Below are 19,906 nucleotides of genomic sequence, written 5' to 3'. Positions count from 1 at the left end.
GCTTTCCTGTTCAAAACAACCATCCCCTTGTTACTGAGTTTTACAACTTTAGTAACGCGGCTATCGACTTAAAGTCTCTTTAACGAACACCTCATTTTCAGAATGAATCAATCACAGGTTACGACTTTAGAGTAAAGTGTCGCCCGTAAGCACCTCATTTCTTTATCAATCGGAGTTACGTTACAGATGATCGTGTGGTTGCAGTCGGTTAAGTCCCACAACGACGAGAGAAAAAGTTTAACCTTATCTAGAACAAAGCAACACTGTCTTTGACAGTCACCTCATCTACAAAGAAGTAAACCAAAGGCTTGTCTAAGTGCCCCTCTGTCCCCTTCCCTACATATGATGCGCACTTTCGTTTAAATTATGTTATGGTAAAATTTAAATATGATTTTTTTATTTCGCTAATGTTACAGGAGGATTAAATTTGGAAAAGGGGTCAGACCCTTAAAGGATTTTCGCCCTCCATGTAGTAGCTATATTCAATACATAATATGGTTGGCAGAAAGGGTAGGTTGATGTGAGTTTATTGGAGATTAGTGGGTTGACTGGTGGTTATACGAATCAGGCTGTGTTGAGGGGTGTTTCGTTTGGTGTGAAGGCTGGCGAGTTGGTAGGGTTGATTGGGCTTAATGGTGCGGGTAAGAGTACGACGATTAAGCATGTGATCGGAACGATGGAGCCCAAGAAAGGATTCATTAAAATCAATGGGATTTCCATTCAAGAAGATACGACAAAGTATCGTTCTACTTTTACTTTTATTCCTGAAACCCCAATTTTATATGATGAATTGACGTTGTATGAACACCTAGAACTAACTGCGATGGCGTATGGGTTATCAAAAGAAACATTTGAAGAACGATTGCACCCGTTATTAAAAGAGTTTCGTATGGAAAAGCGTCTCAAATGGTTTCCTGCCCATTTTTCAAAAGGAATGAAGCAGAAGGTCATGATTTTAGCTGCTTTTCTAATTGAACCGAAGCTCTATATCGTCGACGAACCTTTTGTCGGTTTAGATCCGCTTGCCATCCATTCCTTGTTAGAAATGATGGATAAAGTGAAAAAGAGTGGAGCAGGCATCCTTATGTCCACGCATATCCTCGCGACAGCAGAAAGATACTGCGATTCATTCGTTATCTTGCATGAAGGGGAAGTGCGGGCAAAAGGAACGTTGGAAGAGCTTAGGGTACAGTTCAACATGCCGAGGGCTTCGCTTGATGACCTCTATATTCAACTGACAAAGGAAGAGAGCAATGTTTAATGTCGATCAGCTCTGGCAAGCCAGATTCAGTCAATATATAAAGGATACGAGAAGATATTTACGCTATATGTTCAATGACCATCTTGTGATCGTGATGATTTTTTTGCTAAGTGGCCTTGCCCTTGCTTATCAAAACTGGTTAGAGGTGGTCCCTCCTGATTTTCCGTATGCGTTACTCATGGGAACAGTTTTGGCCCTGCTTATGACAAGGGGGAGCATTCATACATTTCTTAAGGATCCGGACCTTGTGTTTTTACTTCCATTGGAAGAGAAATTAAAGCCTTACATCAAAAAGTCGTTTTTATATTCCATACTATTAGAAAGTTATTTCCTATTACTAGTATTTGGTGTATCTGTTCCGCTTTTCTTTACACTGACAGATGCAACGCTTCAAACGTTGATATCCGTGCTGCTTTTGTTATTGGGAATGAAATCCTGGAACCTGTGGATGACATGGCTCATCAACTTCTATACAGATAAAAAGGTGAGGCTAGTGGATTGGTGGGTCAGGCTTGCTTTAAACTTCGGCCTGCTTTATCTCGTGTTTTCTGAAGCCAGTCTGCTGTTTATCGGTATAGTAGTGGTAATGATGCTGCTTTTGCTGATTTATTTTCAAAACGCGACCAAGAAAATGAATTGGAAATGGGACCTTTTGATAGAAAACGAAACCAAACGGATGCAGCTTTTTTATCGAGTAGCCAATCTTTTCGTTGATGTACCAGGGCTAAAAGGAAAAAGTAAAAAGAAGAAAATGGTTGGATGTCATTCTGTCGTGGAATCCTTACTCGAAAGACAAAGCATTTGATTATCTATACTTACGGACATTTTTGCGTTCGGGCGATTATTTTGGACTATATCTGAGGTTATTGATTATCGGAGCTGTTTTGCTTCTGACACTTCCTGTTGGGTATGCGACATATCTAGTGCCTGTACTGGTGCTATATTTGACGGGCTTTCAGTTAATTCCGATGTGGCGCCATCACTACAATAAACTCTGGTTGTCGATTTATCCTGTTCAAGAAAAGCATCGCATCCTTGCGTTTACTAAAATGATTACAGTTATCCTCATTTCACAAACCATTGCCCTTGCTGCTTTATTAGTTTTTGTAGCGACATGGGTGGAAGTAGTAGTTGTGTTGGTTGGCGGGATCATTTTTGCCTTCTTATATGTACAAGGTGTGGTAAAACGCAAGATTGCTTCGTTATAACCTGTAGAAAACACTCAAGGCTGCTTGGGTGTTTTTTTAGATATGAAATTGTATAATCCGTTGATTTCCGTTCCAGGCGCTTCGCTTGCCTGCGGGCGGTCCGGGAGCCTCCTCGTCTTCGCCTGCGGGGTCTCCCCTGTCCCTTCCTCCCGCGGGCGTCTACGCGCCTTCCACTACAATCAACGAGGTTACTCCATTGACCAAGGTTTTTTAAAAAACTCTAAATGAGTTAACGGAACACCATAAATTTTTTGTTCTAGTTATTTCTAGCTGTGGATTGGAGCAAATGGTGGAGACTCCACCGGGGGAGTAACGGTAGCTTGAGACCCCACAGCGCAGCGAGGAGGCTAAAGCACCGTCCCGCGGAAAGCGAAGCCATTTGCGGAAAGGAACAGCGGTGGTAACACAAATAATTAAATTCGTTTTGTTGAAACATATTTAACCTAAAACTCGTATATGAAGTAAGGATAGATAAAGGTGAGGAGTGTTTTCTTTGTATGAAGAAAAGGTAATGGATGAAACTAGAAGGTGGAAAATGCAGGTGGCAAAGAAGTCCACGATGTTTCAGCGGTTTTCTAAGGGTGCGCAAAATAAGGTGAATGCTATCATACCAGAGAAAGTCCACACTATCATGACAGAGAGCATTAAAAAGATGGTCCAAGGGACACTAGCAGGGAGCAATATGACAACTAAGATGAACGAAGGACATGTTGTCATGACATTAGAAGAAAAGGAAAAGTGGATACAAGAGAAATTAAATGTGTATAAAAGGACAGCGGCAGCGGAGGGGGCAGGCACAGGTGCGGGGGGAATACTCCTTGGTCTGGCGGATTTTCCTTTACTCTTGTCGATTAAAATGAAATTTCTATTTGAAGTGGCTGCCATCTACGGTTTCAATACGAAAAATTATGAAGAGAGAGTATTCATCCTATACATTTTTCAGTTGGCCTTCTCAAGTGATTCCAGGCGAAAAGAAGTGTTAAGGTATATAGAAAATTGGGAAGAGCACAAGGAGAAAGCAAAGGAACTTGATTGGAAGGCATTTCAACAAGAATACAGAGACCACATTGATTTGATCAAAATGCTGCAGATGATTCCAGGATTTGGAGCGGTAGTTGGAGCATATGCAAACTACAACTTTCTGGATCAACTGGGGACGACGGCGATAAACTGTTATCGGTTAAGAATGTTTAAAGAAAAAGGCATCAATATATGAAAACCGTCAGGCTCAAGTATAGAGCCTGACGGTTTTTAAGGTTTCATACCCATTTATTGATGAGTAGGGATGAGTTTCCCTTTTTCATGTTGATGATACAGGACAGTTGCAGCACCGAGTGTTTTAGCGGCAATCAGTAGTGACTTTTCATTAATATCAAACTTAGGATGGTGGTGAGGGTATGCCACTTCTACCCCTTCAGGTTTTGCGCCGGTAAAGAAAAAAGTTCCCTTCACGTGTCTTAAATAGTATGAATAATCTTCCCCGCCCATATGGGGTGGTGTTTCTTCCAGAGTTTCCACCTCTTTTACGTCAGCAGCGACGCTAACAAGATATTCTGTCTCGTCTTTATGGTTGACAACAGCAGGATACCCTCTGTGGAAATTGTATTCGTAGGTAGAACCGTTCAGTGCACATGTAGAAGATGCAACAACATCTATTTCGGCTTCAATCATATCGCGGACATCATCATTGAATGTTCGCACTGTTCCTTCTAAATAAGCGGAATCTGCAATGATATTAAAGGCGTTTTCAGCGACAAACGTACCAACCGATATCACTGCCGGATCAACAGGATTTACGCGTCTGCTTACAATCTGTTGAAGGTTTAGGACCAATTGAGAGGCCGTGACAACAGCATCTTTTGTTTTGTGCGGTTGTGCACCGTGGCCACCGGAACCTTGGACTTTAATGGAGAAGCGATCGGCAGCAGCCATCACAGGTCCTACTCGGTATTGAATTTTACCAACTTCCGTACCGGCCCATAAATGGGTGCCAAAAATGACATCGACTCCTTCTAAGCAACCATCATTGATCATTGCCACTGCTCCACCTGGTGCATATTCTTCTGCATGTTGATGGATCAAAACGACATTTCCTTCAAGGTCCTCTTTGAGTTCATTTAAACATTTTGCGAGTACAAGTAATGTCGCGGTATGACCGTCATGTCCACAAGCATGCATGACTCCTGGAACTTTTGATTTGTATGTCACTTCTTTTTCATCCTGAATTGGAAGTGCGTCGAAATCGGCACGCAGGGCTATTGTTTTCCCTGGTTTCGCTCCGGCAATCTTGGCAACAATACCGTTTCCGCCAACGTTTGTTTGGTGAGCGATTCCTAGATTTTCATAAAACTCTGCTATGTAAGCGGCCGTATGGAATTCTTTAAAAGATAATTCAGGGAATTGGTGCAAATAGCGTCTAATCTCAACCATTTCATCGTAACGACTTTCTAGAAGTTCATTCAGCTTATCTAACAAGTGCCTCTCCCCATTTCTAAAATAAATTCTCAATCCTTTTATTTAATATAGTATTCTATATGACTATTCGAAAAAATAATAGTCATAACTTTCATAAATTTAGTAAAATAGTAATTGGAAGTTGTAAGAAGAGGAGACGTGAAACATGGAAGCAGAATTAGGCAAGAGGCTGGTCAAAGAAAAACAAACTAGTAAATGGAGAAGATTGATTCTATTTATTTTATGTGGTGGCTTTTTTATATGGTCCTTTCAACAAATTATGAATGAACATACAATCGGTTTTGATGAATCCATTCGCAGTTTGGTAAATGGATGGGAAGTTGATGTGCTAATTAGCTTTTTTCACTTGTTTACGACGCTTGGGGATAAAACCGGAGTCATTATCATTATGTTACTATCCATCATGCTGATTTGGTGGAAACAAAGAGATTACGCAGCGATGGGAATAATCGTTGGAGGCGTCATAATCGTCAATGAACTGAACAAATGGCTGAAAGACTTCACAGGGCGCGAAAGACCGATGACAGGCCCAGGAGCGGAAAGTCTCAGTTTTCCAAGTGGTCATGCGATGGTCGGGTTATTTTTCTATGGGTTATTATTATACTTTGCATTGGCCTATACAAAACAAAATGGAATGCGTATGATGGTTGCGATATTTGGGGTAATCTTTATCGCGCTTCTTGGTACAAGCAGAGTGTTTTTAAATTACCATTATCCTTCCGATGTTTTAGCAGGCTATGCAGCAGGATATATATGCTTGATTCTAGGAGTATTGTTGTATGAATGGATTCAATCGTTACGTCCAAAGAAGAAAGCAATGTAGCTCCGGCTCATTGCTTTTTTATCTACATTTCAGTCTTCAGACGGACAAAGAAACTGGCTGAGGATAGGGGATTTTCAATAAGTGAAAACGTAAAATAGAAATATATTAGAGGGTTTAATCTAAACTATGTCAAATATAAATGAAGGGGGGCTTTAAGAAATCAGATGAAAACATTTAACCAGAAAATCATGGCAATTGTCTTTGTTTTTATAGGAATTATGTTGTTGCTTGTCAATATAGGTGTCATTTCCTTGGAAATAAAAGCGTATTTTGTCACCTATTATCCGGTGCTAATTGTACTTTTCGGGCTGAAATTGTTAATAGATACATTATTTTTTCATAAACGAGCGCTTTTTTTAAGTTTATTTCTCCTTGCTTTTGGTGGCTTGTTGTTAATTGATCGTGTTGGCTATATCGAATTTCAGTTTCATATGTTCTGGAAATTGTGGCCGCTTTTAATCGTTTACTTTGGTATGAAATTGTTCGTAAATAAGCGGCCAGTCAAAATTCGCTTTACAAAGGAAAATGAGGAGTTCAATGATGTATTCGACACATATGACGAGTCCGATGAAGATGTTAATTGGAAAGGAAATAGTACAAAACGTGTTATAACAATCGGCGATATGAAAATGAATAAGCAAAATTGGGCAGTAGAGCCATTGTCAGTTTGGAATGTAGTTGGCGATTATTATTTTGACTTTAGTAAGGCCTATATACCAGACAAAGAAACATGTATCCAAATCAAGGGAGTTGTCGCGGATTTAAAAATGCTTGTTCCGGAAGATCTGCCAATTAAAGTGTCGGCTAAAGTAAAGGTTGGGCACTTGAATATATTGGGGAACACTTCAGAAGGGAAAGGGAACAAACTTTACTATGAATCCGAAAATTACAATGAGGCTTCTAGAAAGCTCAATATTGTGCTAGATATGAAAATAGGGGATGTTCGAATTGATCGGGTCTAATAAGGGGAGAAAAATTGAAAGTTTGCGATTTTGGTATATTCGTTCTTTTATGGTGGTATCCGTTGTATCTGCGTTCCTTTTTTTCCTGTTTCTCCAGGTTGTTCTCCTTTTCTATCCGGAAGGCTTAGTCGTCAATGTTCAGTGGAGTATGTTGTTAACGGTAGTGGCGTTCGTGATTTTGGCCATTACAAGTTTATATTTCGGCTATAAGCAAAGCGGATATATGAAAAAAAGAGTGGAGGATATTTCCACATACATTGCAACATTGGGTAGAGGGAAATTTTCTGAAAGAATAGCAGTTGGGCAAAAAGATGAGTTGGGTAGATTAGCAGAAGATATCAATCAACTTGCGATAAAAATTCAGAATCAAGTGAGGTCGTTGCAAAAACTGGCGGAAGAAAAGAATGAATTGGCAATCAAAGCTCATAATGCTGCAACTATTGAAGAGAGGCAACGTCTGGCAAGGGAGCTCCACGACTCGGTAAGTCAGCAGCTGTTCGCATTAAGCATCATGTCTTCGGCTTCCATTCGAATGTTTGACTCCTATCCGCAAGAGGCCAAAAAGCAACTGACAGATATCGCATCCATCGCTGCCCAAGCTCAAGGAGAAATGAGAGCCTTGCTTCTTCATTTAAGACCGGTCTCTTTGACAAATGATACGCTGTGCGTTGGGATTAACAAGTTATTGGAAGAGTTAGAGGACCGAACTCCCATTAAGTTTCAAAAAGATATTCAGGAAATTTCGGCTCTTTCTAGTGCAACAGAAGATCACCTTTTCCGAATTATCCAAGAGGCGATATCCAATATTCTAAGACATGCTGATGCCACAATCGTTAAGTTGGACATGCATCAAAAGGGAAATCAGTATGTATACATATTTATTAGTGACAACGGTAAAGGGTTTGAAATAAATCATCAAAAACAAGCTTCCTTTGGTCTTCATACCATGAGAGAGCGTTGTGAAGAAATTGGGGGACAGTTCCATATCCGATCTAAAGAAGGGGAAGGAACTCATATTGAAATCCATATTCCGATACGAGAGGGGGAAAACTAAATGGATAGGATTAGAGTGGCGGTTGTCGATGACCATGATATGGTGCGAAAAGGATTATTGGCCTACTTAATAACAGAACCCGGAATAGAAATCGTCGGGGAGGGTTCTAGCGGACAGGTAGCCATTGAACTCGCAAAAAAAGAAAAACCTGATGTTATCTTGATGGACTTACTGATGGAAAATGGTACGGGGATTGAAGCTACCAGGGAAATCATAAAATTTCACCCAGCTTGTAAAATCATCATTATAACCAGCTATTTTGATGATGAACAGGTCTTTCCAGCCATTGAAGCTGGGGCGTATAGCTACCTGTTGAAGACGGCAAGGGCAGAAGATATTATTAAAGCGATTGAAAAAGCTGTTCAAAATGAACCTGTCATTGAACCAAAGGTTGCAAGCAAGATGATGAATAGATTCCGGTCGCCATCCAAATTGCCGCATGATGATTTAACAGACCGGGAATTAGAAGTTCTCATGTGCCTTGGGGATGGTTTGACGAATCAGGAGATCAGTGAGGAACTTTTTATTGGAATCAAGACGGTGAAAACGCATGTGAGCAATATTTTAGGTAAGCTGCAGGTTGCTGACAGAACGCAAGCGGCGATTTATGCTAACAGACATGGAGTGCTCCGTGAGAAAAAGTGAAGCAATAGAAAACCCGCTCTTTCGTGAAGGGCGGGTTTTGTTGTGCTATAGTTTTAGTCTTGTTCAGTTTTTTCTGCATAGTAAGTTGTTACATAGGAAGGGCGGGGGAAAATCTGTTGTTTCTGATCGACACCTTCTGAAGTTCCGCGTTTTTCATGAGCTTTATCGTAAGCTTTGGATTCTTGCCATTGCTTGAAGTATTTTACATCTTCCCAAAGTGTTAAAATAACATAAGTATCAGAACCTACCGGGCGAAGTACGCGGATTGCTGCGAATCCAGGTTCATTTTCAATCAATCCTGCTCTTTGGCTGAAACGATATTCAAAGACAGGACGTCCTTCATCTGTTACTGGAATATTATTCAATACGGCAAACTTCCCTTTTGATAGATCGCCATTGGAATCAAGTACTTCAAAATTCTTTCCTGATTTGAAGCTGGATTGATCAACCGTTTCATGCATAAGAACCGCATTGTCCTCCCCAAACATCAACAGGCTTTCTCCACTTTCCAAACTATTTTTCACATCGTTTAAATAATCAGTGGTACCGAATGTCATATAAAAATTCATCTTCTATCTCTCCTTCATGTTTAATATCGACATTATAATTACAAAATAAGGGAAACCCGAGAAAAAATATGTAGAATAAGGTAGAATATAGGGTGGATAACCTTTCAATTTAAACCTTACTAGATGATTATTCCCGGTACATAGGAGGAGGTAAACCACTTTGGAAAGATTTAAGAGAAATAAATTATCCCAAATGAAGCTACCAAACATCAAAGCAATCTTGTCAAAAAAGTACTTCCTTTTTCCATTTATTTTAGCATGTATTGCTTCTATAGGACTAATAGGTTATATCTTTATTATTTTTTTAGGAGACTATGTCATTGATGAAAAGAAATTGATTATGGATTCTACAACAACCATGGTGGATGAAAACGGAAATGAAATAGCCTCGCTTTTTTTTGAAAATAGGGAAATTGTAGAGATAAACAAGATTCCTACACACGTCAGAGAGGCGTTTGTGGCAGTAGAAGATAACCGCTTTTACGAACATAGAGGGATTGATGTTCGAGCGATTGGAAGAGCCGTTTACCGTGATATTCTGGCAAGAAGCAAGGTGGAGGGAGGAAGCACTCTCACTCAGCAGCTGGCTAAAAACATTTTCTTGACTAATGAAAAATCATGGCTCAGAAAAACAAAAGAAGCTGTTATAGCTATAAATCTTGAACGTAGGTACACGAAGAATGAAATCTTGGAAATGTATTTAAATCAAATATATTTTGGGCATGGTGCATATGGCGTCCAAGCGGCATCACAACTTTATTTTAATAAGAATGTAGAAGACTTGACGGTAGAGCAAGGGGCTTTGTTGGCAGCACTTCCTAAGGCGCCTAACGGATACTCTCCCATTAATCATCCGGAGGAAGCGAAAAAAAGACGAGATCTCATCTTGCACCTTATGGAAGATCAAGGCTATATAGAGGCGGAAGAAGCTGTCGGATTAATGGGTAAAACATTGGGCCTGGATGTTGTGGAATCACCAGAAAAACAGGCTTATTTAACGTATATCGATATGGTGATGGAAGAAGCTGAAGACAAATATGGCTTTACTCCGGAGGAATTGCATAGAGGGGGCTATAAAATTTTGGTCCCGATGAATGTCGCCGCTCAGGATGCTGCATTTCAACGTTTTCAAGACGATCAATATTTCCCCGGCACCAATGATCAGGTCGAGGGTGCGTTTGTCATGATGGATCAGCATAACGGTGGCGTAGTGGCTGTTATCGGTGGGAGAAATTATGTGACCAAGGGGATCAACCGGGTCAACATAAAAAGACAACCTGGTTCTACCTTCAAACCTTTGGCTGTCTATGCTCCAGCTTTGGAAGAAGGGAAATATGAGCCTTACAGCCTTCTGAAAGATGAGTTGCTTTCTTATAAAGATGGGCAGGAAGTTTACAAGCCAAGAAACTATCATCATCAATATAAAAATGAAGTTACCATGTATGAAGCTATTAAAGATTCTTTGAATGCTCCAGCTGTATGGGCATTAAATGAGTTGGGAATCAAAAAAAGCAAAAACTATCTTGAAAAGTTAGATCTGGCTATCCCTGATAACGGTCTCGCTATTGCACTTGGAGGGTTGCAAGAAGGGGTGACCCCTTTAGAGCTAACAAAAGCCTATCGATCCTTTGGCAATAACGGGAAGATGGTGGAACCTTATTTTATTAAGGAAATCAGTACAAGAAAAGGCGAAGTGATCGCCAAGGCCAAGAAAGCCGAAAAGAAAGTGTTCAGTCCGCAAACAGCGTGGAATATGACAAGAATGCTTGAAGGAGTTGTGCAGGACGGTTCGGCACAAGCGGGAGAGATTCAAGGTGAGCTTGCCGGAAAGACTGGTACTACAAACTATCCCGGAGTAGATAATGCCATCAAAGATACTTGGTTTGTCGGGTATACTCAAGATGTGATCGGGACCGTGTGGATGGGGTATGATACCACAACGCCTGAACAACATTTAACAGCAGGAGGCGCGTATCCTACAAGATTGTTGAAAGATATATTACGAGATGCAGGTCTTGATAATGGAGAATTTTCCGTTCCAGTTGGAGTAACTGATTTAGAGAATCCAATTTCTATGCCAGAAAGTATTCAATTAAAGGGATCGATGACATTTCATCCTTTGAGCTTGTTTACAGTCGACTTGGAGTGGAGTGAAGCGGAGGATGAGCGGATAGTCTATAGGATCTATTCCGTTTCCGGTGACAAAGAGAAGTTAATTGGAGAAGTAACCGGGGAACATCAATACTCCGTTAAGAATATCAACATATTCAATGTGCCGGAATATTACGTTGTTCCATTCAACACCCAAACCAAAAAAGAAGGCAAACCAACAAAGGCATTAAAGCCGACGTTTAGATAAGGTGAAGCAACCTGATTAGAAAGATAAAGAGAAAATATGAAATGCACTGTTTGAGGAGAAGCGGGAGATGAATGTACAATTGGGATCATTTTTAGCACGTTTTGCAACGGATATAAAGGAAGCTTGGATAAATGAGAGAAGATTGAACCAAGAGCAGAGACACATCATTCATCAGAAAAATAAGCTGATGTTGGTGGTATTTGTTACCCTGTTAATCTTGGACATTTTAACAAACCTTTTTATTTTTCCGGAGATTATTCCTGCCATTTTACTCACTGCAGGATTTGGGTGTGCTTTAGTTGCCTTCTTTGTTTTGCGTCCTAAGCTTGCAAAGGTCGGGATGTATGTCACTGTATGTACATCCTTTATTCCTTTTTGGGTAGTTGCCTATCTGGATAAAGACATCATTAATTTTTATTTTTTATCCATGCCATTAATTATGTCCTCTTTATATAATCGTATTTTGCCAATATTGATTGCTAGTTTCTTGACCTGCATTACTTTATCTTTCTTTTATATTGACTATAGCAACATTGTATTTTCCAATCATCTTAAAGTGGATGTCATTTATTTTATTCTGTTTTCCATATTTGTTACGATCTTTCTTCTCTTTTCGAGCAGGCTGACAGGAAGCTTGTTAGAGAGGGCAGAGAAAAAAGAAAAACAAACCTCCTTAGAGCTGCTGTCAACAAAAGAATATTTAGAAGCATATTTCAATAATACGACGGATTCCATTGGGGTATATGATTTAAATGGTACTATTTTAAAAGTAAATGCCTCATTTGAAAAAATGTTCCATGTGAGTGAAAAAGATATACTCGGTACAGAAACGAGTTTCCTTTCTTTCACATCTGCCAATTCATTACGGGTTTTTCTCAGTAAGTTAAAGGAGCAGAAGCAACTCTCATTTGAACTGCTTACGGCAACAAAGGAAGAAAATCATATAGACCTAAACATCACGCTTACTCCAGTAAAGGATAGCGGGGGAGAAATTATAGCGTTTGTATTTCTGATGAAGGACATTACAGACAAAAAGAGAACGGAAGAAGCGCTCATGCAGTCGGAAAAGCTTTCTGTCATCGGTGAACTTGCAGCAGGAGTGGCCCATGAAATTAGAAACCCTGTTACTGTCTTAAAAGGCTTCGTTCATCTCCTGTCTAAAGAAAGCAGAGAAAAAGAATTTTTCACCATCATGGATAAGGAATTAGAGCGGATCAACCAAATTACAAATGAATTTATGGCGCTTGCAAAACCACAGGCTATCAAAATTAAAAGGCAAAATTTAAAAGAGCTCATACAAGAGGTCTGTATCTTTCTTGAGAGTGAAGCTTTTATCCATCAAGTTGTCATGGAAGTTGTTCATTTTGAAGAATACATATGGTTGGAATGTGAACCAAATCAAATTAAACAAGTACTTATTAACTTAATAAAAAATGGCATGGAAGCAATGCCAGACGGTGGAAAGATAACCATTGATACGCAAGTGGTGGACGGTTATGTGAACCTTGTGATTAAGGACGAAGGAAATGGTATTCCAGAAGAGGTAATCAATAAGGTGGGACAACCATTCTTTACAACAAAAGAACAAGGCACAGGCCTCGGTCTCATGGTTTCCATGAAGATTATTGAAAATCACGGTGGTCAGTTGACGATACAGAGCGAGGAGAAGGTAGGTTCGACAGTGGAGATATTGCTGCCACATATGAAGGTGAAGGTGGGGGAATAATCGTCTATTTTATGAACAATATGCCCTCATTCTATACTTTCCTTACATTTATAGGTATAGTGTAACATGACAGAAGTGTAACGAAATAAAAGTAGAAAAAAGTCATTCGGAAGGGGTCATCATTTTGAATCAATCAACATTTAACGATACATTTTTACGAGCATGTAGAGGAGAGAAGACAGAACATGTCCCATTATGGTATATGAGACAGGCTGGACGTTCTCAACCGGAATACAGAAAAATAAAAGAAAAGTATTCTCTATTTGAAATTACCCATCAACCTGAGCTCTGTGCATATGTGACAAAGCTTCCTGTTGATCAGTATAACGTGGATGCAGCCATTCTTTATAAGGACATCATGAGTCCCCTTCCTGCAATTGGTGTAGATGTGGAGATAAAATCGGGAATTGGACCTGTCATTGATAACCCAATCCGTTCTATGCAAGATGTTGAAAAGCTTGGGGAAATCCATCCTGAACAGGACGTTCCATATGTACTGGATACAATCAAGCTATTAACAAAAGAACAATTGAATGTACCGTTAATTGGTTTTGCAGGGGCACCTTTTACACTTGCTTCCTACATGATCGAAGGCGGTCCATCTAAAAACTATAATAAAACAAAAGCATTCATGTATGCAGAACCAAAAGCTTGGTTTGCATTAATGGATAAACTTGCTGATATGACTATCACGTATGTACGTTCTCAAATCCATGCTGGTGCAAAAGCGATTCAAATTTTTGATAGCTGGGTTGGAGCATTGAATGTAGAAGACTACCGTTATTTCATTAAACCAGTAATGACTCGCATCTTCTCTTCTTTAAAAGAAGAAAATGTACCACTAATTATGTTCGGTGTTGGTGCAAGCCACTTAGCCAACGAATGGCACGACCTTCCGCTTGACGTTGTAGGTCTTGACTGGCGCTTGCCGATCTCAGAAGCAAGAGAGCGTGGAATCACAAAACCTGTTCAAGGAAACTTGGACCCTGCTATCCTTTTAGCACCATGGGAAGTAATTGAAGAGAAAGCAAAAGCAATACTTGACCAAGGAATGCAACAACCTGGCTATATCTTCAACCTTGGCCACGGAGTATTCCCGCAAGTAAACCCAGACACACTAAAACGTTTAGCAACATTCGTACATGACTATTCTTCTAATAAATAAGTTCTGATTCACCTGTAGATTGTAGTGCAGGGTGGTCGACTCCGGCGGGAGGTAGCGGTAGACTTGAGACCCCACAGCGCAGCGAGGAGGCTCAAGCACCGCCCTCTGGATAAGCGACCATCCGGAACGAAAATCTACAGGAGTACATGAAATATTCTAATAGACCAGAAAAGAAAAGAGGTAAACTATATGTCCAAAAAAACAATGGGCTTGTTGGTAATGGCATACGGTACACCATATAAAGAAGAAGACCTAGAAAGATACTACACACACATCCGTCGCGGCAGAAAACCATCAGACGAAATGCTGCAAGACCTGCGCGACAGATATGATGCCATTGGTGGAATCTCTCCACTTGCACGCATCACAGAACAACAAGCAAACGCCCTGGGCGAACACCTGAACAACATCCAAGACGACATCGAATTTAAAGTGTACCTTGGCTTAAAACATATCGAACCATTCGTAGAAGATGCCGTTCAGCAAATGAAAGCAGATGGAATCAAAGAAGCGGTAAGTATTGTACTTGCTCCTCACTTCTCCACTTTCAGCGTTAAATCATACAACGGACGAGCACAAGAAGAAGCAGAAAAAATCGGTGGCCCATCCATGGTTTCTGTTGAAAGCTGGTATGATGAACCGAAATTTATCCAGTACTGGGTAGATCGAGTGAAAGAAACGTTTGGGTCAATGGATGACAAGGAACGTGAAAAAGCAGTACTGATTGTTTCCGCACACAGTCTTCCTGAGAAAATCATTCAAATGGGAGACCCATATCCAAATCAACTACAAGAAACGGCAGATCTTATTGCAAAAGCTGCAGGAATCAAGAACTACGAGATTGCATGGCAAAGTGAAGGAAACACACCAGATCCTTGGTTAGGGCCTGATGTTCAAGACATCACCCGTGACCTTCATAAAGACAAAGGATATACGTCCTTTGTATACACACCGGTAGGATTTGTGTCAGACCACTTGGAAGTCTTATATGACAATGATTATGAGTGTAAAATTGTCACAGATGAAATCGGAGCAAAATACTACCGTCCGGAAATGCCAAATACACAACCTGAATTTATCGATGCAATGGCTACGGTTGTATTGGAACAATTAAAGAAAGTATCTCAGTAAATCTAGAAAAGAAGGCGATGAAACCATGAACGAGGAGAAAAGAAGGGTTGTCATCATCGGTGGAGGCATTACCGGCCTAGCTGCTGCCTATTATCTTCAAAAGGAAAAAAAAGAGAAAAACCTTGATATAGAGATTACCCTGATAGAAGCAAGCAACCGACTTGGAGGAAAGATCCAAACCGTACGACGTGATGGCTATACTATTGAACGCGGACCAGACAGCTTCCTTGCTAGAAAGCTAAGTGCAGGAAGATTGGTAAAAGAAGTAGGCCTTGAAGACCAATTAGTCCACAATTCAACCGGTCAAGCTTACATCCTGCTTAAAGGTCAACTGCATCCTATGCCTGAAGGGGCTGTAATGGGTATCCCTACAAAACTTTCGCCATTTGTCACGACGGGATTATTTTCCCCGATTGGAAAAATGCGTGCAGCAGCAGACCTTATCCTGCCTGCTTCAAACAATGGTGGGGAAGACCAGTCACTTGGTTCTTTTTTCCGAAGAAGACTTGGGGATGAAGTAGTGGAAAACTTGATTGAACCGTTACTATCTGGCATTTATGCCGGTGACATCGATAACTTAAGCCTTCAAGCTACCTTCCCACAATTCCAACAGGTGGAAGAAAAGTACCGAAGCTTAATACTTGGGATGAAACAAACAACGCCAAAACAAAAGCCTGCACCTGCCCAAAAGAAAAAAGGCATGTTCCAGACATTGCGCGGCGGTCTTCAAACATTAGTGGATGCTCTTGAAGAAAAGCTAGATCAAGTGACTATTTTAAAAGCAGTTAAAGTTGATTCCATAAAGAAAACAGAGGACCAATATTCTCTATCTTTAAGTAATGGTAAAACCGTCCAATGTGATAATGTGATCGTCTCAACTCCTCACCATGCTACAGCTGGCCTGATTCCTGGAGCGGATTATCTTGCTCCACTGCAACAGATGTCCTCTACCTCTGTTGCGACCATTGCGATGGCATTTGATGAATCAGCAACTAAAACAAGACATTGACGGTACTGGATTTGTCGTGTCGAGAAACAATGATTATACGATTACAGCGTGTACCTGGACCCATAAAAAGTGGCCACATACCACACCAAAAGGGAAAGTAATCCTTCGCTGTTATGTTGGTAGAGTGGGAGAGGAAGCAATCGTTGATCAAAGTGATGAGGAAATAAAGAAAGTCGTACTTGATGACCTGAACAAAAATCATGGAGGTCGGTGCGGATCCTGAATTTACAATTGTCACCCGTTGGAGAGAAGCAATGCCACAATATGCTGTCGGACAATAAAAAGATGCTGCAGAAGATGAATGACCGTCTATCAGAAGAGATGCCGGGAGTATATCTTGCTGGAAGTTTCTTTTGAAGGGGTCGGGCTGCCTGACTGTATCGATTCCGGTGAAGCAGCTGTAAAAGCGGTGTTAAATAGAAATAAAAAACAAACCTGTTGCTCAGGTATAAAGGTATAAAAAAACGGTTCAGTTGCAGCATAAAAGCGACTGAACCGTTTTTTTTTCTTGCATTTTTCTTTTTATTAGCTCTATAATAAAACTCGTTGACCGATATCGACATTTAGTCATTTTTGTTGAAAGGAGCCATCAAATGGATCGTAAACAAAAGCATCCTTGAGGCAGCTTTAAAATCATTCTCTTTATTTGGATATAAAGCTACCACCATGGATCAGGTCGCCAAGCTTGCAAACGTTGGAAAAGGGACGATTTATACCTTTTATTCTAATAAAGAAGAGCTCTTCAGTGAAATTGTTGCAGGAATTCTAAGAGAAATGCAGGAAGTTGCTGACCAATCCATCAATACAGAGCAATTCTTTTTTTGAAAATGCTCACAGGGCCCTTATCAGCTTGCTTGATTTTAGAAATGAACATCAATTAACTGTCAAACTGATTCAAGAAGAAAAGGAACTTGGTACAAAAATAGTTAACCAAGAACTTAATCGTCTAGAGCAAATGATTATTACTTTTATCAAGGAGAGAATTGAAAAGGCCATTGAAAAAAGGGAAATTAGAAAGTGTGACCCGGAAGTAACAGCCTTTTTAATGCTTAAACTATATGTTGCGTTAGTTGTGGATTGGGAAGAGCATCATACCCCATTGTCCAAAGAGGAAATTGCCAATCTATTTGAATTATATTTTATCAAAGGATTATCAACTTGATGATCCTTAAATTTTTGAATGAAAATGACTGAATGACAAAAATGGTCATAATGTAATATGGAGGTAATAAAAAATGAAAAGTGTAATAGTTGAGTGGAAGGAATTACTTACAAATAAGAAAATCCTCATTCCTGTCATTGCGGTACTATTAATTCCGTTATTATATAGCGGAATGTTCCTGTGGGCTTTTTGGGATCCGTACGAAAAACTAGATGAACTCCCGGTGGCAGTGGTCAATTTAGATGAAGGTGCTGAGTATGAAGGGGAGGCATTAACGATAGGAAAAGACCTTCAAGAAAATTTGAAGAAGAATGATGGTTTTAAATGGGAGTTTGTATCAAAGGAAGCGGCATATGAAGGACTGGAAAAACAGCAGTATTATATGGTAATTGAAATACCTGATGACTTTTCCAATAGTGCTACTACACTCTTAGATGAAAACCCTTCTTCATTGGAAATGAAATTCGTTCCAAATGAGAGTTACAACTTTCTTTCGGCACAGATTGGATCGACAGCAGTAGAGAAAATAAAAGAAGAAGTGTCCAAAGAGTTGACAAGTACTTATGCAGAAGCGATGTTTGCTAATTTGGAAAAGATGGCCGACGGATACAAAGATGCTGCAGATGGGACTAGCAAACTGAACAATGGCGTTCATGAGTTACAAGATGGTTCTGTTGCTCTGAAAAAAGGATTGGAACAGGCTGCAGAAAAATCGATCGTATTCCAAAATGGGGTTGGAAAGGTTTATGGTGGTGTAAAAGATGTCCATGAGGGAAATCAGGAGCTTTCAAATGGTTTAGGGCAATTGCTTGAAGGTCATGGCAAATTGTTCTCAGCATCTGAGCAACTTCAAGCTGGAGCAGGAAGCCTTAACGATGGTATAGCTAAAAGCAATGAAGGGTTGTCACAGTTGCAAGTTGCTCAAAAAGAACTCACGAATGGAGCAGGAGGCTTGGCAGAAGGTGCGGAGGAATTAAATGCTGGGACCTCAAAGCTTGAAGAGGGGGCCTTGCAAGCACAAGAAAAAGCGGAGCAATTGAATCAAGGAATGATTCAATTGAAAAAAGCACTTGAACCAATGATAGAGCAGGCAAGTGAAGAACAGCAAGCAGAAATCAATGCTTCTTTTGAACAGTTGATTAATGGAAGTGGCGAATTTTCTCAAGGGCTGATGGCTCTTGAACAAGGAGCTTTGGAATTGAATGCAGGCACTTCTTCCTTAGCGGAGAATAGCAGAAAGCTTGCAGATGGCCATTTAAACTTTCAAACTGGTTTGACAGAACTGGCAAATGGATCTAAGCAACTCTCAGAAGGTTCCTCAGAACTTCTTAATGGCCAAACTGAATTCAACCAAGGGCTAACACAGTTTGGTGAGAAATTGGGTGACGCAAATGAAGGCAGTAAAAAACTTGCAGAAGGGTCTAATCAGCTCTTAGCTGGTATGGAACAGCTTGACGGGGGATCCAAACAATTTCAACAAGGTACACAAGAGCTTGCAGAAGGTTCAAGTAAAATCTCCTCCGGTTTGTATGAAGTTGGTGAAGGAACAGATGAACTAGAGGGGAAATTGAAAGATGCTTCTGAGAAGTCTGGGGACGTTAAGGGGACTGACAAAACCTTTAATATGATGTCTGAGCCGGTTAAAGTTAAATCAGAAGTGGAGAACGGGGTTCCTAACTATGGAACAGGCTTTGCTCCTTACTTTTTATCTTTAGGTTTGTTTGTTGGAGCTTTATTGCTATCCATCGTTTATCCAATGCGAAATCCGGCTGGTGAGCCTCGCTCTGGGACTGCATGGTTCGCAGGTAAAGTGGCAGTTCTCGCAGCTGTAGGGATATTGCAAGCACTACTAGCTGATGCTGTGTTGATCTTTGGATTAGGTGTGGAAGTGAAGAGCATGTGGTTATTTATTTTGTTTAGCATAGTTACTTCTTTTACTTTTATTGCTCTTGTTCAGTTTTTAGTAACGACACTAGGAGATCCAGGTCGATTTGTTGCCATTCTAATTTTAATTTTACAATTAACAACAAGTGCGGGAACCTTCCCGTTAGAACTAATTCCAAACGCCCTTCAACCATTCAATTTACTATTGCCGATGACTTATTCAGTGTCCGGATTCAAAGCAGTCATATCGAGCGGTGATCTTGGGTACATGTGGGAAAATGTGTGGATATTAGCTGGATTCATGTTCAGTATGCTTGCAGGTACATGGGGATACTTTGTTTATAAATTTAAAAAGCAATACCATTCCCCAGTTGAAGAATCAGCGTTAAGTTAATAGATTATTAAGCTTAGGAGGCCGCATAAAACCGCGGTCTCCTATTTTTAAATTGAATAATTGTAAAATTTTTATTGAA

15 protein-coding genes and 2 pseudogenes are annotated in these 19,906 nt (G+C 40.2%); 15 read left to right on the top strand and 2 right to left on the bottom strand.

What is annotated here, in order from left to right; translation table 11 throughout:
- Positions 1-520: 520 nt before the first annotated feature.
- The 4 genes from M313_RS0102840 (at position 521) to M313_RS0102830 (ending at position 3,685) form a co-directional block, all read left to right on the top strand.
- Complete coding sequence (locus M313_RS0102840; RefSeq protein ID WP_010192260.1) at positions 521-1,261, top strand: ABC transporter ATP-binding protein; 741 nt, start codon at positions 521-523, stop codon at positions 1,259-1,261.
- Positions 1,254-2,066, top strand: coding sequence for an ABC transporter permease (locus M313_RS22480; protein ID WP_050780624.1), 813 nt, complete (start codon positions 1,254-1,256; stop codon positions 2,064-2,066). Before M313_RS0102840 ends, M313_RS22480 begins: the two co-directional genes overlap by 8 nt.
- Entirely contained in the window at positions 2,017-2,469 is a 453-nt protein-coding gene (locus tag M313_RS24445; protein WP_083800858.1) for an ABC transporter permease, read from the top strand. The genes M313_RS22480 and M313_RS24445 overlap by 50 nt, the downstream gene beginning before the upstream one ends.
- Positions 2,470-2,962: 493 nt before the next feature.
- Positions 2,963-3,685 carry an EcsC family protein gene (locus M313_RS0102830; RefSeq protein ID WP_010192258.1) on the top strand — a complete coding sequence of 241 codons (723 nt, stop codon included), beginning with the start codon at positions 2,963-2,965 and terminating at the stop codon, positions 3,683-3,685.
- 53 nt (positions 3,686-3,738) lie between these two features.
- Here the strand turns inward: M313_RS0102830 and M313_RS0102825 are convergent, their stop codons facing one another.
- Positions 3,739-4,944, bottom strand: a complete 1,206-nt coding sequence (locus M313_RS0102825) for a M20 family metallopeptidase (RefSeq protein ID WP_010192256.1) — start codon at positions 4,942-4,944, stop codon at positions 3,739-3,741.
- 145 nt (positions 4,945-5,089) lie between these two features.
- On the opposite strand from M313_RS0102825, the gene M313_RS22475 reads away from it, so the two are divergent.
- The 4 genes from M313_RS22475 to M313_RS0102805 all read left to right on the top strand — a co-directional run bounded on the left by M313_RS22475 (position 5,090) and on the right by M313_RS0102805 (position 8,428).
- Positions 5,090-5,767 carry a phosphatase PAP2 family protein gene (locus M313_RS22475; protein WP_010192254.1) on the top strand — a complete coding sequence of 226 codons (678 nt, stop codon included), beginning with the start codon at positions 5,090-5,092 and terminating at the stop codon, positions 5,765-5,767.
- Positions 5,768-5,931: 164 nt separating this feature from the next.
- Positions 5,932-6,729: a cell wall-active antibiotics response protein LiaF gene (gene liaF / locus M313_RS0102815; RefSeq protein ID WP_010192252.1), complete on the top strand. Its 798-nt coding sequence runs from the start codon at positions 5,932-5,934 to the stop codon at positions 6,727-6,729.
- Positions 6,716-7,783, top strand: coding sequence for a sensor histidine kinase (locus M313_RS0102810; protein WP_010192251.1), 1,068 nt, complete (start codon positions 6,716-6,718; stop codon positions 7,781-7,783). Before liaF ends, M313_RS0102810 begins: the two co-directional genes overlap by 14 nt.
- Positions 7,784-8,428 (top strand): response regulator transcription factor, encoded by a 645-nt coding sequence (locus M313_RS0102805; RefSeq protein WP_010192250.1) that lies wholly within the window; start codon positions 7,784-7,786, stop codon positions 8,426-8,428.
- Between the two features lie 53 nt (positions 8,429-8,481).
- Here M313_RS0102805 and M313_RS0102800 read toward each other — a convergent pair whose 3' ends face one another.
- Complete coding sequence (locus M313_RS0102800) at positions 8,482-8,997, bottom strand: antibiotic biosynthesis monooxygenase family protein (RefSeq protein WP_010192249.1); 516 nt, start codon at positions 8,995-8,997, stop codon at positions 8,482-8,484.
- 208 nt (positions 8,998-9,205) lie between these two features.
- Here M313_RS0102800 and M313_RS0102795 point away from each other — a divergent pair, with 208 nt between their 5' ends.
- From M313_RS0102795 to M313_RS0102765, 7 genes and pseudogenes are all read left to right on the top strand, one after another.
- Positions 9,206-11,356: a transglycosylase domain-containing protein gene (locus tag M313_RS0102795; RefSeq protein ID WP_392396750.1), complete on the top strand. Its 2,151-nt coding sequence runs from the start codon at positions 9,206-9,208 to the stop codon at positions 11,354-11,356.
- 67 nt (positions 11,357-11,423) lie between these two features.
- Positions 11,424-13,082 carry an ATP-binding protein gene (locus M313_RS22470; protein WP_010192247.1) on the top strand — a complete coding sequence of 553 codons (1,659 nt, stop codon included), beginning with the start codon at positions 11,424-11,426 and terminating at the stop codon, positions 13,080-13,082.
- 124 nt (positions 13,083-13,206) lie between these two features.
- On the top strand, positions 13,207-14,247 hold the full coding sequence (gene hemE / locus M313_RS0102785; protein ID WP_010192246.1) for a uroporphyrinogen decarboxylase: 1,041 nt from the start codon (positions 13,207-13,209) through the stop codon (positions 14,245-14,247).
- 189 nt (positions 14,248-14,436) lie between these two features.
- Positions 14,437-15,378, top strand: coding sequence for a ferrochelatase (hemH, locus tag M313_RS0102780; protein WP_010192245.1), 942 nt, complete (start codon positions 14,437-14,439; stop codon positions 15,376-15,378).
- Positions 15,379-15,403: 25 nt separating this feature from the next.
- Positions 15,404-16,847, top strand: a pseudogene (hemY, locus tag M313_RS22465) (protoporphyrinogen oxidase).
- Positions 16,848-16,975: 128 nt separating this feature from the next.
- Positions 16,976-17,549, top strand: a pseudogene (locus M313_RS22460) (TetR/AcrR family transcriptional regulator).
- A 73-nt stretch (positions 17,550-17,622) separates the two neighbouring features.
- Positions 17,623-19,827: a YhgE/Pip domain-containing protein gene (locus M313_RS0102765; protein ID WP_010192235.1), complete on the top strand. Its 2,205-nt coding sequence runs from the start codon at positions 17,623-17,625 to the stop codon at positions 19,825-19,827.
- Positions 19,828-19,906: the final 79 nt, after the last annotated feature.

Source organism: Bacillus sp. m3-13, from assembly GCF_000175075.1.
In the GTDB taxonomy this organism is placed as follows: Bacteria; Bacillota; Bacilli; order Bacillales; family Bacillaceae_I; genus Sutcliffiella_A; species Sutcliffiella_A horikoshii_C.
This window is presented reverse-complemented; position numbering and strand designations above follow the sequence as displayed.